The following is a 14,631-nucleotide window of genomic DNA, read 5'->3' as shown; positions in this document are numbered from 1 at the left end:
TATTTTATCACAGCGCTTTTTTGAGCTTTTCTAAGTCTTCCAACTTCTCTACGTTAAAAACTGAAACACCACTAACTGTTTGTTGTATCAGTTTAGAAAGTACGTTCTTTGGCCCTATTTCTACAAACACACCCACTCCAAGTTTATCTACCATATACTGCACGCTCTGATACCACCTTACGGGTGAAAACAGCTGACGGTATAGATTTTCTCTAACCTCGTGGGCCATAGTGTGTTCTCTTGCGGTGTAGTTCTGCACTAAGGGAATTGAAAGGTTCTTTATTGGGGTTTGGGCAAGCTTTAGTCTGAAGGCATCTGCCGGTCCTTTCATCAAAGAACAGTGAGAAGGGACAGAAACTTTTAAAGGAATGGCTTTACCTCCCATTTGCTTTGCGATCTCCATAGCCCTTTCCACCGCTTGTTTTTCTCCTGAGATTACAGTTTGCTCCGGTGAGTTGTAATTTGCAGGTTCCACAACTCCCACGTCGCTTGCTTGCCTACATATCTCTTCCACCTTTTCTGGGGAGAGTTTGAGTATTGCAGCCATAGCGCCTTTTCCTTCTGGAACGCCTTCCTGCATGAGCTTTCCTCTTAGGTGAGCTAACCTTACCGCCTCAAAAATTTCCACACCACCTGCTACCACCAAAGCGGAGTATTCCCCCAAAGAGTGTCCAGCTACCACATCTGGTTTTGGAAAGCCAAGCTCTACCATTACCTTATAAATAGCTACAGAAGTTGTCAGTATGGCTGGCTGAGTGTTTATCGTTTTGTTCAATTCCTCTTCTGGACCTTTGAATACTATACTGGGAAGGTCATACCTAAGTGCTTTTTCTGCGGAGTGAAAAACGTCCCTTGCAGTTGGAAACTCTCTGTAAAAATCATAGCCCATCCCAACATACTGAGAACCTTGTCCGGGAAACACATAAGCTATCTTTCTCATAGCCTTGAATGAGTAAAGTATAACACAAAGCAAACCCTATGCTCTAAACTTTGTCCCTCCTCATGGTTATCTTTTTGTAAAATTCCATAAGCCTTTTCTTAACAAGCTTGTGGAATTTTTCAGCGTTCATCTCTGTCATCAGTTCAATAGCATCGTCTACGGTATCTATTAGATATATGTGAAACTCGCCTTTTTCTACACTTTCCAAAACATCATCAGACAAAACTAAGTTATCCCAGTTTTTTGACGGCACTATAACTCCCTGCGTTCCTGTAAAGCCCAATGCCTTACAAACTTTATAAAATCCTTCCACCTTTTCCTTGATTCCACCTACAGGTTGAACATTTCCAAACTGATCTATTGAACCTGTAACTGCTATATCTTGTCTTACTGGAACTTCTGCAATAGCAGAAAGTATGGCTAAAAGTTCAGCCACAGAAGCACTGTCTCCTTCCACTTCTTCATAAGATTGCTCAAAAGTTAGGGTGCAGGAAAGATAAAGGGGAACCTCTTTACCATATTTTCCGTTTAAGTATCCACTAAGTGTTAGAACAGCCTTTGAGTGGATTGGACCACTTAGTGCTACTTCTTTTTCAATACTTACCACACCCTTTTCACCAGGATAAACAGATGCGGTAATTCTTGTTGGTTTTCCAAAGCTAATGTCTCCAAGCTCATAAACGCTAAGCCCATTCACTTGTCCCAAACTTTTGCCTTTTACTGAGCATATTATTTTTCCTTCCAATATAGCCTTTCTTATTTTCTCCTCTATTAGGTTTGATCTGTAGAACTTTTCCTCTATTGCCCTCTTTATATGTTCTCTCCTTATCAGTTTGTCTTCTCCTGCAAAAGTATTAGCCTCTCTCATAATATCCACCATATCTCCCATAACTATGCTGATCTTTTTGGTGCTTCCTGAGAGTGTTACTGCGTGTTTGAACAACTCAGATAGGGCCTCAGGTTCTAAATCTTTTATACCTTCATCTTGTATTATCTTTTTTACCAAGCGTGGGAATTTATCATAAACCTCTTGGTCTAAATCTACCACCGGATCAAATTCTGCCTTGATCTTAAAAAGTCTTCTAAACTCAGGATCATAAAGGGAAAGTAACTGGTAGGTTAGATAATCTCCTATAAGAACTACCTTTAAACGAATAGGTATAGGTTCAGGAGAAATGCCAATATAAGATAAAAATAAGTCTTCTAAGGCGTAACCTGGAATGTGCACCTTTGAGTGCATGATAGCTTTTTTGAATGCATCCCAAAGGAAATAGTTTTTTAGAAGGTCAGACACTCTGAGCAAAAGATATCCACCTCTGGCTTTGTGTAAGCTACCCGCCTTTATGCTCGTGTGATCCGCATAAAGCACGCCCATCTCCATGCTATAGGAAATACTGCCAAAGAGACTCTGAAAAGAAGGCACCTCTTCGTAAATTACAGGGGCACCCTTTAGTTCCGAGTTATCCACAATCAGGTTTATCTTAAATTTTCTAAAGGCCTTTTCCAGGTAAGTTAGCATAAAAGTATTTCCCATAGCACTTTTCCACATAAGAAAAAGGTCCACGCTCTTTACGATCTCTCTCTTTAGCCTTTCCAAAAATTCAGCTATAGTAGGGTATTTACAGTACTTTTCATCACATTTTGAAAATAACTTTTCAACTACAAAAGTTGCTACCTTTTCTTTAAGCTTTCTCAGTTTTTCAATAAGTTCATGGTCCGCCTCTCTGAGTTCTCTGATGTAATCCCTAAATTGTTCTTCAAATTCTGACAGATTCTTTTGAAAGCTTTCTTGAATTTTTGGGTTGGCAAATAGCTCTGGCTCCTCCACTATACGCCTGCCGACTATAGGTAATAGCTTTATTCCCATTGAAGTGACTACAACTCCCAGGTTCTTAGCCTCTGCCTCCTTTGCCAAGTTTGTTAGTATTTCTTCTTTTTTCTTTTCTATTTCCTTCGTTATTCTGGCAACTTCTTCTTCATATTCCTTGCTTTCAAAAGCTTTGGGTATTTCTGTTTTGAGCAGCTCTACTATTCTCTCTATTTCTTCTACAAAACCTCTTCCAACTCCCGCTGGTAAGAGTAGATACTTTGGACGCAGGGGATCGTCAAAGTTATACACATAACACAAGTCTTCGGGAACGGGTTCCGTTTGTGCCTTTTCCTTCAGTCTCCGCAATGCATAGGTGGTTCTTCCTACGCTTTCTGGACCAGAGATAAACAGATTGTATCCTTCACTGGTTGTGCTAAGAGCTAAATCAAAAGCTTTTTCTACTCTATATTGCTTTAGGAAGAGCTCTTCCGGTTCTACTTCGCTTGTTGAAACTTTAAATGCATAACCATACTCTAAGTCTTTTCTGCTTAGCTTTTTTACACTCACAACTTTTTAATCTCTCTACCCAGTTTTTCCTCCACAGATTTTACCTTGGAAACCAATCTACCTGATTTGCCCTCTCTGTAGTCTATTTTCATAGTTATGGAGATTCTGGAACAGTCTTTCTTTAGCTCCTCAAAGCCCCTCTTTAGGACTTCCATCACCTCCTCCCAGCTTTCCCCTTCCACAATGGTTCCCATAGGTGTAAGCACGTAAGGCAATCCTGATTTGTCTATAACATCCACAACCCTTGAGACATAATGGCTCACACTTTCCCCTTTGCCCAAGGGGGTCATACTAACAAATACAAGTATGCTCATGGCTTTTCTTCAATTATAACAGAGTTTGAGGAAGATAGGTTCCTTACAAAGAACTTTCCCTTTAAAATTTCAAGTTATAATAAAAGAGTAGCGCATTTTTTGAGAAATTACATGTGGAGGAGCTATAGTAATGACAAGGGAATATGAATTTGGTTTAAATCTGTTGAATAAAATACACGAAGAATTGGAAGCCCTAAGCAAAGTAGAAGATAGAAAGCTTGCAAAAGAATTAACTCAGGCAGTTATTAACCCTATAATTGCAAGCGCTTATCAGATTAAGGTTGGGGAAGGACCTCACAAGGATAAACTGTTAGGCATACTTTTTCCGTTAATAAGGGAGTTAAGGGAACTTCAGGATCTGGAAAAAGTCAGAGCGTTAGCTTTTGAACTTCTCCAAACGTTGGATGGAGCAAAGGAAGAAGTTTCTTTAAAAGAAGAAGAAAAAAGCTGAGTAATGATTACCATTCGGTCCCTCTTTAAGAAGAAGGAAAATAAGGAAAAGATCACGATGATATCAACTTACGACTATATTTCTGCCAAGCTTTGCGATCAGGTTGGTATTGATTGTATTTTGGTGGGTGATTCGTTGGGAATGGTTTTCCAAGGAAAAAGTTCTACCTTAGAAGTAACCTTAGAGGAGATGATCTATCATACAAAAGCAGTCAGAAGGGGAGCTAAAGAGGCTTTTGTTATAACCGATATGCCCTTTATGAGTTATCACACAAGCTTAGAAAAGGCACTGGAAAACTGTGGCAAGGTGATTAAAGAATCAGGAGCGAATGCAGTAAAGCTGGAAGGTGGAGAAGAGATTGCGGAGTTAGTTTACAAACTGGTAAGCATAGGTATTCCCGTAGTGGGACATGTTGGATTTACTCCTCAAAAGATAAACACCATAGGTGGTTACAGGGTGGTGGGCAAAGAGGAGGAAGCAGAAAGGGTTAAGAGGGATTTTAAGATCTTGCAAGAAGCTGGAGCGTTTATGATAGTTTTAGAGGCGGTTCCCCTAACTCTTGCAAAAGAAATAACAGAGTCTGCTAAGTCTATAACCATAGGAATAGGCGCAGGGCCTTACTGCGACGGACAGGTGCTTGTTTTTCACGACCTGGTAGGTTTGGTGGAGGATATAAAGCCAAAGTTCGTTAGAAGGTACTTAAACGGAATAGAGTTGTTTAGGAAAGCTCTAAGCGAGTTTAAGGAGGATGTAGAAAAGGGACGCTTCCCCACAGAAGCAGAAAGCTATGGATGATGTTAAGCTTTTAGAGTTTTTTAACAGAACAGGATACATAACTAAGGAACAGGTTGCAAAAGCACTATCTTCTAAGGAAAAGGACGAGGATATTATAAGCACGCTATTAAGGCTTGGTTTTTTAGATGATAATAAACTTTTGGATTTTTACGCAAAGTACGCCTCTAACAAACTGTGGAAAGGCAATCCACAGGATATAAATATACCTGCTGAAATACTGAACAAACTGCCTCAGCATATACTAAGAAAACACTTGATAGCTCCTGTTAGCTACAAAGATAACAAGCTTATCGTAGTTATGACAAATCCGTTCAATCAGTCTGCAATAAACGAATTGAGGTTTGCCAGCAGAATTGACAACATAATACCTTATGCAAGCTCAAAGAAGGTTATAGAGGACATTCTAAATAAACTATATCCACCGGAGGGGAAGATTTTAGAAGAAATAGGTGAAGTAGGTGATATTGAAATAGAAGCAGGGGAAACCGAATTATCCCCCGACATTTTGGGACGGGAAGCTTCTGAAGCACCCATAGTAAGACTGGCTAATTTTATTATAATGGAAGCGGTAAATGTGGGAGCGTCGGATATACACATAGAGCCCCAAGAAAAAAAGTTGATAGTTAGATACAGAGTAGATGGAGTATTAAGAATATTTCACGAATTGCCGGTGCATATAAAGGATGCGGTAGCTGCAAGATTTAAGATAATGTCAAACTTGGATATATCAGAAAAGCGCAGGCCTCAGGATGGTAGGATAAGGGTAAAGATCGGTGGTAAAAAGGTAGACCTTAGGGTTTCCACTGTTCCCACTGTTTATGGGGAAAAAATAGTTATGAGAATTCAAGAGGCAGAAAAGTATCTTAATGTAAGGCTGGAAGACCTTGGCTTTGAACCTGACGACTTAGAAAAGTTTAGGAAGGCTATATGGACACCGTGGGGTATGGTGCTGGTTACTGGTCCTACGGGATCTGGGAAAACCACTACTTTGTATGCTGCATTGATGGAGAGAAATAGTCCAGATGTCAACATAATGACAGCAGAGGACCCAGTGGAGGTTTCCATCCCAGGACTAAACCAAGTGCAGATAAACGAAAGAATAGGACTCACCTTTGCGTCAGCCTTAAGAGCCTTTCTAAGGCAAGACCCAGACATAATCCTAATAGGAGAGATAAGAGATACAGAGACCGCAGAAATAGGTATAAGGGCAGCTCTTACTGGACACTTAGTATTTTCTACTTTGCATACCAACGACGCACCTTCTTCTATAACCAGACTTGTTGACATGGGTATAGAACCATTCTTGGTTGGTTCTTCTGTCATACTTGTGGTTGCCCAAAGATTGCTAAGAAAACTGTGTCCTAAGTGTAAAATCGTAGACGATACACCAAGGGAAGCACTGCTGAGATTGGGCGTATTAAAAAGCATAGACGAAGATATAACAATCTATAAGGCAAAGCCCGGTGGGTGCGAGCAATGTAATGGTACGGGCTATAAAGGGAGGATTGCGGTTCATGAAATTTTGGAAGTGGACGAAGAAATGAGAAAACTTATTGTCAAAGGTGCTACCGCTAAGGTCCGCAAAGGTATAACGGATATAGCAGAGGTAGAAAGGGTTTTAGCAAAGTGATATACAAAAGGCGCATTCACTTTTACGAAACAGATGCTCAAGGAATAGTCCATCATTCAAACTACTTTAGGCTCTTCGAGGAAGCAAGGGGTGAGTTTTTGAGAAGCATAGGCGTGCCTTACTCTAAGCTCAGAGAGGAAGGTTATGAAGTTGTCTTGCTTGAAGCCTATTGTCAATTTAGGGAACCCATACTCTACGATCAGGAAGTAAATGTGGAAGTTAATCTAACGGAGATGGATAGGTATTTTTTCCATTTCAGCTATCAGGTGTGGGTTGAAGAGAGACTAAAGGCAGTGGGAAAAACCAAACATTGCTTTACCAAAGGGGCAAAAATAGTTTCTATACCGCAAAAACTTAAAGATCTGTTGGGTTGCAAAATCAACGAAAAAAATTAAAATCATTATCTTGTGATAGCTGTTCTTATTTTACTTTTGGAGGTTGTTTTTATGGCTCAGGCTTTGGCTTTGCAAGAAATAGCAAAGTATAGATTAAACAACGGAGCGGTTTTGGTTGTAAAGAAAAGGGAGGATACAGAGGCGGTATCCTTGCAAGTGTGGTTTAGGGTTGGTTCCATAGAAGAAAACTATCAACAAAAGGGTATGGCACACTTTCTTGAGCATATGCTTTTTAATGGTTCTGAAAAATACGCTTACGGTGAGATAGATAGGATCGTGGAAGGTTTTGGCGGTAGGATGAATGCGGGAACTTCTAAGGAATATACCTTTTACTACATAAACATAGCCAAGCCTTATTGGAAGGAAGCCTTAGAGGTTCTCTATCAGCTTACACAAAAACCCAAGCTAGATGAAGATATGATAGAAAAAGAAAAACCTATAGTTATAGAAGAGCTAAGGAGGGGAAAGGACGATCCTACAGACGTGCTTTGGGAGGAGTTTGAAAAGCTTGTTTATAAAGTTTCTCCCTACAGACATCCCATAATAGGCTATGAAGAAACCATAAGCAGATTTACAAGAGAAAGCTTGCTTGAGTTTTTTAGAAATTACTACCAGCCTCAAAATATGGTAATTGTGGTTGTGGGAGATGTGGATCCGTCAGAGGTGAAGGAATACGTAGAACAAACTTTTGGCAAAGAAGCGGGCAAGCCTGTGGTAAGAAGTCAATATGTCCCAGAACCTGAACAGTTGGAACCAAGGTTTAAGAAAATAGAAGATAAAAGACTTGAGAGGGCCTATTGGATAATAGGTTGGAGAGTAATGCCCGTAGGTGTTAAGGAATACTATTCCCTTTTGGTTTTAGACCAAATCTTAGGTGGTGGAAGGACGTCAATTTTGTATAGGGAGCTCGTGGAAAAGGGTATTGCCTACTCTGTTTACTCAGGGGACTTTGCAAGACCAAGGGACAACCTCTTTGTTATCTCTGCGGTTTCTGACCCAGAAAAATACGAAGAGGTGAAAAAGAAAGTTTATGAGATGCTTGAAACTTTGTCCCAGAACCTCACAGATGAGGATGTGCAAAAGGCAAAGCAAAAGATCATAAACTCGGAAGTTTTTTCCTTAGAAAAAGTTCAGAGGGAAGCATACTACATTGGCTATTCTCTGACTGTGGTGGGACTTTTGGACTACTATCTGTATTTTGAAAACAACATAAGGTCTGTGAGAAAGAAGGACGTGTTAGACGTTTTAAGAAAATACATACTCAGCAAACCTTACTCTGAGATACTTATGGTGCCACAAAGATGAAAACAATCCTTATAATTTTTTTGCTTTTGGGCTTAGTCTATGGAGGTCAGAACTTGAAGGAGGTTGTTTTGGAAAACGGTGTTAAGTTGATCCTAAAGGAGACAAAGGGTAGAGGAATTATTGCAGGCTCCATTTTCATAAAAGGGGGCACACACGGAGAAGGAAAGAGAGGAACCACCAACCTAATGGCAGTCCTTTTGACAAAGGGGACAAAAACCTACAGCTCTTATGAAATTGCCAGCGCCTTTGAAGATTGGGGAGGATTCATAAGTTCTTCTGCTGCAGACGATTATGTGGAGATAAGCTTTGCCACAAGGCCCCAAGGGCTTGATCAAGCTCTGAAGGTTATAGAGAGTATTCTCCTTGAACCATCCTTCAAAGAAGAAAACCTTCAGGTGGAAAAAAGGAGAGCCCTGTCCCGCATAAGGTCAAGAAGGGAGGATGGTTTTGAGCTTGCAATGGAAAAGCTAAGACTTATAACTTACAAAGGAACTACCTACGAAGTTTCCCCCTTAGGGACAGAAGAGGATCTGCAAAAGATAGGTAGGGAAGACCTTTTGAAAAGGTGGGAGGAGCTTTTGAAGGGCAAAAACGTTGTAGTAGCGGTTGTGGGAGATGTTGATCTTGTAGAAATGGAAAGAAAATTTTCAGAAGTCTTTTCTCGCCTACCTTCGGGGGAATTTAGCTTTAGCACGCAGGAGCTTTTGGTAGAAGATAGTCTTATACAGAAGGTTCAAAGGGATGGTTCTCAGGCAACTGTCCTTTGTGCCTTTCAGGGGGTGCCCCCAAAGGGTAAAGACTTTTTTGCCTTTAGAGTTCTAAACAGCATTCTTGGAGATGGAATGACCTCCAAGCTCTTTGACGAACTTAGAGAAAAAAGAGGCTATGCCTACGCTACCTATTCTATGTCTCCCATCAGGCTTTACTCTCCAAGGCTATTTGCCTACATAGGCACTTCCCCCGAAAAGAAGGAAAGTGCAATAAAGGACCTAATATGGGTGGTGCAGGACGCAAACATAACTGAAGAAGACATAGCTCTCGCCAAAAGAAAGATCATAGGTGGTTACCTTTTGGATAGACAAACGAGAGGAAGGCAAGCCTTTTACTTAGGCTTTTGGGAAATTGTAGGATTTGGATACAAGATGGAGCAAGATTACGTAAAGCACATAGAGGAGGTTTCTTTACAAGATGTGCTAAAAGTGAGGGACGCTCTAAAAAAAGGCTATCACTGTGTGGTGGTGGAGCCATAATGAGACTAATCACATAAAGATAAGGTTTTTAGCATATCTTTAAGCCCTATGTATAAAAAGCAAGTAGAGATCTCTTTGGACTTAGCTCAAAAGTGCGTAAAGTGCGCTCTGTGTAAATCCGTTTGTCCCACCTATCCATACATAAAGGAGGAGGGTGGGTTTGCAAGGGGTAGGCTTGTGTTGGCTGAGATGTTGCTAAAGGGGGAAATATCGGAAACTAAGGAAGCTTACAAACACTTAGACCAGTGTGCCATGTGTAGAAGGTGCGAGTGGATCTGTCCCAACGGCGTGGAATACAAGGAAATCATCGTCAGTGCCAGAAACAAACAGGATAGATCCCTCATCAAAGAAACTGGACTTAAAGCCTTGGATGTTTTGCAGTCCAATGTGGGGAGGAAAGCGGTTAAGTTTTTGGGGAAAGTAATGGACAAGCTTCCTTACAAAGAGTTTAGAGTGTTCTTTCCCACAGGAGCGGTCAAGTTTATGCCAAAGCCCGATGGAAAGGCTTTTGGTTTAAGGGGTAAAACCTTCAAGGCTGAGCAGGAAAAAGGAAAACTACTGTTTTTTACAGGTTGTATGATAGACGCCTTCTATTCCAAAACGGGGGAAAGCGTGGTCAAGCTTATGAACAAAGCAGGTTGGACCGTGATAGTGCCGGAGGATATAAAGTGCTGTGGAGCGCCTCATTACTACTCTGGCAACATATCTGCTTTTGAAAAGCTTAAAGAACATAACCTAAAAGAGATGGGAAAGTATGAGTTTGATGCCATAGTGGTAGCCTGTCCCACATGCGGAGGAGCCCTACAGGAAGACTATGGCATAGACAAAAAGGTTTATGACTTTTCTGAGATAATCTTTGAAAGTAGGCTAAATTTCAAAGGAAAAGGGGAAAAGGTTACCTTTCACGTGCCCTGCCATTCATACAGTGCGATGAAGGTGAGTGAAAAGGTTTTTTACGGTGTGATCCAAAGGGTAGAATCAGATGAGCTGATAAAAGGGGAAAAGGATAAGTCCTGCTGTGGCTTTGCGGGACTTTTCTCAATAACAAACCCAAAACTCTCTGAAAAAATTCAAAGAGAAAAGATAGAGGATATCAACAAAACCGGCGCAGACGTAGTTTTGACCTCCTGTCCCGGATGTGTTCTTAACTTAACAGATGGTGTAAAGACCTACAAAACGGGGCAAAAGGTTATGCACCTTGCGGATTACTTGGCAGAACACCTTGAGGAGCGATTATAATTTATTGCATGAAACAAGAGGACATCATTGCCAGAAGCAAGGCTATTGAAATTATAGGCGAGATACATAGATGTTCAGAAGGAGAGAACTCAAAGTTTTACTGCTTGCCTGTAAAGATAATCTTTGACAACGGAGAAGAAAAAGAATACTTACTAAAAGCCCACGGAGAGCCAAAGACGCTTTATGACTTTATAGAAAACAAAAAGGGGCTAAAGGATAAGATGGAAAAGTCCTTTGTGCTTCTCAAAAACGGGGAAATACTTTACGGAAGCTATCTTGCACGGTAGCAATGTCCCTTTCTATTTGTTTGATTAACTCTTCTTTTGAGGAAAACTTTCTCTCCTCCCTTATAAAACTCAAAAACTCCACTTTTACTTTTTTGCTCTTTAAGTTGCCCTTGAAGTCTAAAAGATGAACCTCAAGCACCTTTGTCCTTCCATCAAAGGTAGGCCTATAGCCGTAGTTTGCAACGCCTAAATATTTATCATCTACCATAACCGCATACACTCCTTCTTTTAAACACAGGTTTTCTGTTCCTCCAAGGTTTGCGGTGGGATAGCCAAGCAAACTGCCCCTACCTGAACCCTTCACTACTTTTCTTCTTATGTAATACCTTTCTCCTAAGTATTCAAAAGCTTCTTCTAACCTCCCGCTGTGTAGAAGCCTTCTAATATAGGTGCTACTTATTAGGTGCCCGTTCTTATAAAACGGTTCTGCGGTTTCTACCTCAAAACCCAACTTTTGTCCAAATTCCTTTGCTAATTCTATTTCTCCCTCCCTTCTGTAGCCAAACCTCCAGTCATATCCCACCAAAAGATATTTACACTTTAACCTTCTGTAGATAACATCCTTCAGAAAATCCTCTGCCCTTATTTTAGAAAATTCTCTATCAAAGTTTATATAAACCACTTTATCCACACCAAGACTTAGGATCCTCTCTGCCCTCTCCAAAGGATCTGTTAGTTCGCAAGGCTGTTGGCTTGGAGATAGGATCTTTGAGGGATGTGGATAAAAGCTCAGAACACAAGATTTAAGATTTCTCTTTCTTGCATTATCCACAAGCTTTTGTATTAAATATCTATGTCCAAGATGAACGCCGTCAAAAACGCCCACCGTAATTGCCCAATCACCTTCCAACTCATCTACGCAGTCTAATTCCTTTAAACACTTTGAGTTTAGGTTAAGAGAAACTACCTTTTCCATAGTTTGAGCACCTTTTCCCAAAAGCTAACCTCCTGACTTACCTGCAGTTTTTCCTCCACCACAAACCTATCAAGGTAGTCATCCAATAGAATAAATCTATCGCAGACCTTTCTAAGAATATGAGAACTTGTCTTCTTAAAAGATGCGTTTTCTACCCTTTTACCCAAGCTTTGAATTTCTTCCACTGTATAAGAAAAATCGCTGTCTCCACTTACTAAGATGGCAGTGTCATATACATTTTTATACGCAAGGCTTAACATGTCGGTAGCCAACATTATATCCACCTCCTTCTCTATAAACTCTCCACTGGGAAGTCTTCTTAGGTTTGCAGTCTTTACCTTTATGCCTTGCAGTGATAGTTCCTCTAAGAATCTTTTTTGTCTTAGATAGCTTTCCCACTCGGGTGTGTTCTTTTTTAGGTCCTTTTCCTGTGGAACCGCACCATAAAAATATGCCCTTATAAGCCTTCTGTCCTCTTTTAGAAAGTCCACGAGCTTTGTGTAGTCTATCTTTATGTTCAGCTGTCTTATGGCGTGGAAAATATTAGAGCCATCTATGAATACCGCTACCTTTTCCATAAAAAAAGTTTATATCCGCCACCTCAAAAGAGCTCCCACGCCGTCCAACTTCTTCTGAAGGTCTTCTCTGATTATTACTTCTACGCTTGCCCTCTCTTCTAAAGCAAGTTCTATTATCTCATCCACCACATCCTCCACTGGATAGGGCACCTCTCCATCCACTGGGCATTCGGGCTTTAAGGTTGGCAAGTTAGACTGCGGACAGTAAAAACCCGGTTTTTCAAAGCTATCTGCGACAAGAAGGGTCTTTACGTTTCCTACGTACAACTGCTCAAGAGTCTTTGATAGACCGCTGACCGCTAAACCTTCCCCTTCCAAACTCCTAAGCTGATTTATAAGACTCTCCTCTTGCTCTCTGTCTTTCTGCCAAAGCAAGTCCAAGACTTTTTCCCTAATCTCCTGCTCATTTGCCTCCGAAGGATTTAGCCTTACATAGCCCACCAATCTTTCCAAAAGGTAAGTGTGTAGGTGACTTTCTATGTCTTTTATATCTTCCCTTAAGCTTCCTATGACCAACTTGTCAAACTTGCTTTCTTTCCATGCTTCCATAAGGGCGTCGTTGGCTATTTTAAATATCCTGTGCTTTTCTTCCTGAATCCTCATGTGGAACCTGTATTCACCCATAGAGTGCTGGACCATGTTTGGTGATGAAGCCCTCGAGGGTATGGAGTATTTAAAGGTGCCTTGTGCTCCCTTCAACGCAGCACCACCGCTGTGAAACCTATGGGACCTTGTGGCCAACGGTTCCAGAAAATCAGAAACTTCTACAATGCTTTCAAAATCCATCAAAAAGAACCTAATGTGCTTTCTGTCTAAAAGAACAACGCCAATTCTACCTAATTCTTCGTCTATGGCTGCTATTTCCCTGACCAACGGATTTACTGACACCATCAACCTGTCTCTGTATGCGTAAGGAAGCTTTACGGGAACAAATACGTTTTTACTACTGCACGAAAAGATGGCTATTGCTCCACAGGACTTCAAATTTTCCGGATCGCCAACAAAAGCCTCCATTTTTTGAAAGTCTTCTAATACAGAGTCAAAGACTTCTCTGCTGAGGTTTCTCTTTTCCAGGTTCGCTTTTTGAGCCTTTACCATGTTTTTAAAGACCTTTAGATATTTCTGATCCGCTCTGCTTTCTGGTGTAAGTCTCAAATAAAGGCTTGAAACTAAAAAGGGAGCATAGGAAGGTTCCAAAAGTGTTTTAAGGGCGTCCTTTAGACTGTTCATTCTTTTTCCTCCATCGTAAAGGTCCAAGGAAGTTTGTCTAAGCTTTCTATATTATAAACTACCATAAACAATCTTTCTAAGCCTATGGAACATCCTGCAAATTCTGGTAGATTGGCTAACGCATGCAAAAGCTCTTCATCCACCGGAAGTTTTCTATCCTTTACCCACAACTCCATTCTTTTTCTTACTTTTTCCGGGTCCCTTTCCTCCGTCCATCCGTTTGCTATTTCGACACCCTTTATGTATAGCTCAAATCTTTCTGCGTATCTGTCCCTTACCACGCTGTAAATTGCAAGCTGGGAAGGGAAATTTACGAGGAAGGTAGGATTTTCAAAGCCAAGGTGCTTTTCCAAATCTATGTATAGGCGGTAAAATAAGCTCTCCCAATTTTCCTTATCGTCAAACTCATATCCGTAAGATATGAGATTGTTTTTTAGGACCTCTTCATCTTCGGATAGAACCACACCTAAGTATTTTTCAAAGGCACTTTCAAGCTCAAGGACCTCGTAGTTTTCAAACCCAAAGACTTTTAAAAGTTCTCCAATCTCTTCTATAAGGTGCTCGTAGTTTGCCCTTAGCTTATACCACTCCAGCATGGTAAATTCTGGTCTGTGTAGTCTTCCGTATTCTCCATTCCTGAAAACTTTGGTTATCTGGAACATGTTTGTCGGGAACTTTGCAAGCAATTTTTTCATTGCGTGCTCGGGTGAAGTATGAAGCCAAAACTCCCTTTCCTTTCCCTTTAGATTAAGCTTGACCTTGATAGGTTCTAAGTTGGGATCCACGTTTGGGTATTTCTGTAAGGTCGGAGTTGTTACCTCTAAGTAACCTTTTGATTTAAAGAAGTTCCGTATGGTGTCTAAAAAATCTGCCCAGGCGGTAAGCAAGTTTTCTGTCTTTTTAAACATAAGCGTGAAATATTAT

The 14,631-nt window shown here is 40.8% G+C and carries 15 protein-coding genes; 8 read left to right on the top strand and 7 right to left on the bottom strand.

Annotated features, from left to right (window positions below):
• Positions 1-7: 7 nt before the first annotated feature.
• Genes fabD through K217_RS0103390 form a run of 3 tightly spaced genes read right to left on the bottom strand, consistent with a single transcriptional unit; the run spans position 8 to position 3,631 of the window.
• On the bottom strand, positions 8-940 hold the full coding sequence (gene fabD, locus K217_RS0103400; RefSeq protein WP_029551729.1) for an ACP S-malonyltransferase: 933 nt from the start codon (positions 938-940) through the stop codon (positions 8-10).
• A 43-nt stretch (positions 941-983) separates the two neighbouring features.
• A complete protein-coding gene (locus K217_RS0103395; RefSeq protein WP_029551728.1) occupies positions 984-3,317 on the bottom strand; it encodes a Lon protease family protein in 2,334 nt (777 codons plus the stop codon).
• Positions 3,314-3,631, bottom strand: coding sequence for an MTH1187 family thiamine-binding protein (locus K217_RS0103390; RefSeq protein ID WP_029551727.1), 318 nt, complete (start codon positions 3,629-3,631; stop codon positions 3,314-3,316). Before K217_RS0103390 ends, K217_RS0103395 begins: the two co-directional genes overlap by 4 nt.
• Positions 3,632-3,761: 130 nt before the next feature.
• On the opposite strand from K217_RS0103390, the gene K217_RS0103385 reads away from it, so the two are divergent.
• The 8 genes from K217_RS0103385 to K217_RS0103350 are packed head-to-tail and all read left to right on the top strand — an operon-like array spanning position 3,762 to position 10,983.
• Positions 3,762-4,082, top strand: a complete 321-nt coding sequence (locus K217_RS0103385) for a hypothetical protein (RefSeq protein WP_029551726.1) — start codon at positions 3,762-3,764, stop codon at positions 4,080-4,082.
• A 3-nt stretch (positions 4,083-4,085) separates the two neighbouring features.
• Positions 4,086-4,877: a 3-methyl-2-oxobutanoate hydroxymethyltransferase gene (panB, locus tag K217_RS0103380; RefSeq protein ID WP_029551725.1), complete on the top strand. Its 792-nt coding sequence runs from the start codon at positions 4,086-4,088 to the stop codon at positions 4,875-4,877.
• Positions 4,870-6,507, top strand: coding sequence for a GspE/PulE family protein (locus K217_RS0103375; protein ID WP_029551724.1), 1,638 nt, complete (start codon positions 4,870-4,872; stop codon positions 6,505-6,507). The genes panB and K217_RS0103375 overlap by 8 nt, the downstream gene beginning before the upstream one ends.
• Positions 6,504-6,902 carry an acyl-CoA thioesterase gene (locus K217_RS0103370; RefSeq protein WP_029551723.1) on the top strand — a complete coding sequence of 133 codons (399 nt, stop codon included), beginning with the start codon at positions 6,504-6,506 and terminating at the stop codon, positions 6,900-6,902. The genes K217_RS0103375 and K217_RS0103370 overlap by 4 nt, the downstream gene beginning before the upstream one ends.
• Positions 6,903-6,953: 51 nt before the next feature.
• A complete protein-coding gene (locus K217_RS0103365) occupies positions 6,954-8,207 on the top strand; it encodes a M16 family metallopeptidase (RefSeq protein ID WP_029551722.1) in 1,254 nt (417 codons plus the stop codon).
• Positions 8,204-9,457, top strand: a complete 1,254-nt coding sequence (locus K217_RS0103360) for a M16 family metallopeptidase (protein WP_029551721.1) — start codon at positions 8,204-8,206, stop codon at positions 9,455-9,457. The genes K217_RS0103365 and K217_RS0103360 overlap by 4 nt, the downstream gene beginning before the upstream one ends.
• Positions 9,458-9,505: 48 nt before the next feature.
• Positions 9,506-10,696 carry a (Fe-S)-binding protein gene (locus K217_RS0103355; protein WP_029551720.1) on the top strand — a complete coding sequence of 397 codons (1,191 nt, stop codon included), beginning with the start codon at positions 9,506-9,508 and terminating at the stop codon, positions 10,694-10,696.
• An 8-nt stretch (positions 10,697-10,704) separates the two neighbouring features.
• Positions 10,705-10,983 carry a hypothetical protein gene (locus K217_RS0103350; RefSeq protein WP_029551719.1) on the top strand — a complete coding sequence of 93 codons (279 nt, stop codon included), beginning with the start codon at positions 10,705-10,707 and terminating at the stop codon, positions 10,981-10,983.
• On the opposite strand, the gene K217_RS0103345 is transcribed toward K217_RS0103350, so the two are convergent.
• The 4 genes from K217_RS0103345 to epmA are packed head-to-tail and all read right to left on the bottom strand — an operon-like array spanning position 10,940 to position 14,615.
• A complete protein-coding gene (locus K217_RS0103345) occupies positions 10,940-11,899 on the bottom strand; it encodes a bifunctional riboflavin kinase/FAD synthetase (RefSeq protein WP_038028089.1) in 960 nt (319 codons plus the stop codon). The genes K217_RS0103350 and K217_RS0103345 overlap by 44 nt on opposite strands.
• Positions 11,887-12,477 carry a LabA-like NYN domain-containing protein gene (locus K217_RS0103340; protein ID WP_029551717.1) on the bottom strand — a complete coding sequence of 197 codons (591 nt, stop codon included), beginning with the start codon at positions 12,475-12,477 and terminating at the stop codon, positions 11,887-11,889. Before K217_RS0103340 ends, K217_RS0103345 begins: the two co-directional genes overlap by 13 nt.
• 9 nt (positions 12,478-12,486) lie before the next feature.
• Positions 12,487-13,707, bottom strand: a complete 1,221-nt coding sequence (locus tag K217_RS0103335; RefSeq protein WP_029551716.1) for a baeRF12 domain-containing protein — start codon at positions 13,705-13,707, stop codon at positions 12,487-12,489.
• A complete protein-coding gene (epmA, locus tag K217_RS0103330) occupies positions 13,704-14,615 on the bottom strand; it encodes an elongation factor P--(R)-beta-lysine ligase (protein WP_038028088.1) in 912 nt (303 codons plus the stop codon). Before epmA ends, K217_RS0103335 begins: the two co-directional genes overlap by 4 nt.
• Positions 14,616-14,631 lie beyond the last annotated feature (16 nt).

It is taken from the genome of Thermocrinis jamiesonii (genome assembly GCF_000702425.1).
Taxonomy (GTDB): domain Bacteria; phylum Aquificota; class Aquificia; order Aquificales; family Aquificaceae; genus Thermocrinis; species Thermocrinis jamiesonii.
Note: the sequence above shows the minus strand (reverse complement) of the source record. Positions and strands in the feature narration are given on the sequence as shown.

Excerpts from the sequence above, each read along its gene's own strand:
- K217_RS0103355 (WP_029551720.1), top strand. The coding sequence starts at position 9,506 with ATGTATAAAAAGCAAGTAGAGATCTCTTTGGACTTAGCTCAAAAGTGC.
- K217_RS0103385 (WP_029551726.1), top strand. The coding sequence starts at position 3,762 with ATGACAAGGGAATATGAATTTGGTTTAAATCTGTTGAATAAAATACAC.
- K217_RS0103335 (WP_029551716.1), bottom strand. The coding sequence starts at position 13,707 with ATGAACAGTCTAAAGGACGCCCTTAAAACACTTTTGGAACCTTCCTAT.
- K217_RS0103375 (WP_029551724.1), top strand. The coding sequence starts at position 4,870 with ATGGATGATGTTAAGCTTTTAGAGTTTTTTAACAGAACAGGATACATA.
- K217_RS0103365 (WP_029551722.1), top strand. The coding sequence starts at position 6,954 with ATGGCTCAGGCTTTGGCTTTGCAAGAAATAGCAAAGTATAGATTAAAC.
- K217_RS0103345 (WP_038028089.1), bottom strand. The coding sequence starts at position 11,899 with ATGGAAAAGGTAGTTTCTCTTAACCTAAACTCAAAGTGTTTAAAGGAA.
- K217_RS0103350 (WP_029551719.1), top strand. The coding sequence starts at position 10,705 with ATGAAACAAGAGGACATCATTGCCAGAAGCAAGGCTATTGAAATTATA.
- fabD (WP_029551729.1), bottom strand. The coding sequence starts at position 940 with ATGAGAAAGATAGCTTATGTGTTTCCCGGACAAGGTTCTCAGTATGTT.
- K217_RS0103390 (WP_029551727.1), bottom strand. The coding sequence starts at position 3,631 with ATGAGCATACTTGTATTTGTTAGTATGACCCCCTTGGGCAAAGGGGAA.
- epmA (WP_038028088.1), bottom strand. The coding sequence starts at position 14,615 with ATGTTTAAAAAGACAGAAAACTTGCTTACCGCCTGGGCAGATTTTTTA.
- K217_RS0103360 (WP_029551721.1), top strand. The coding sequence starts at position 8,204 with ATGAAAACAATCCTTATAATTTTTTTGCTTTTGGGCTTAGTCTATGGA.
- K217_RS0103340 (WP_029551717.1), bottom strand. The coding sequence starts at position 12,477 with ATGGAAAAGGTAGCGGTATTCATAGATGGCTCTAATATTTTCCACGCC.
- panB (WP_029551725.1), top strand. The coding sequence starts at position 4,086 with ATGATTACCATTCGGTCCCTCTTTAAGAAGAAGGAAAATAAGGAAAAG.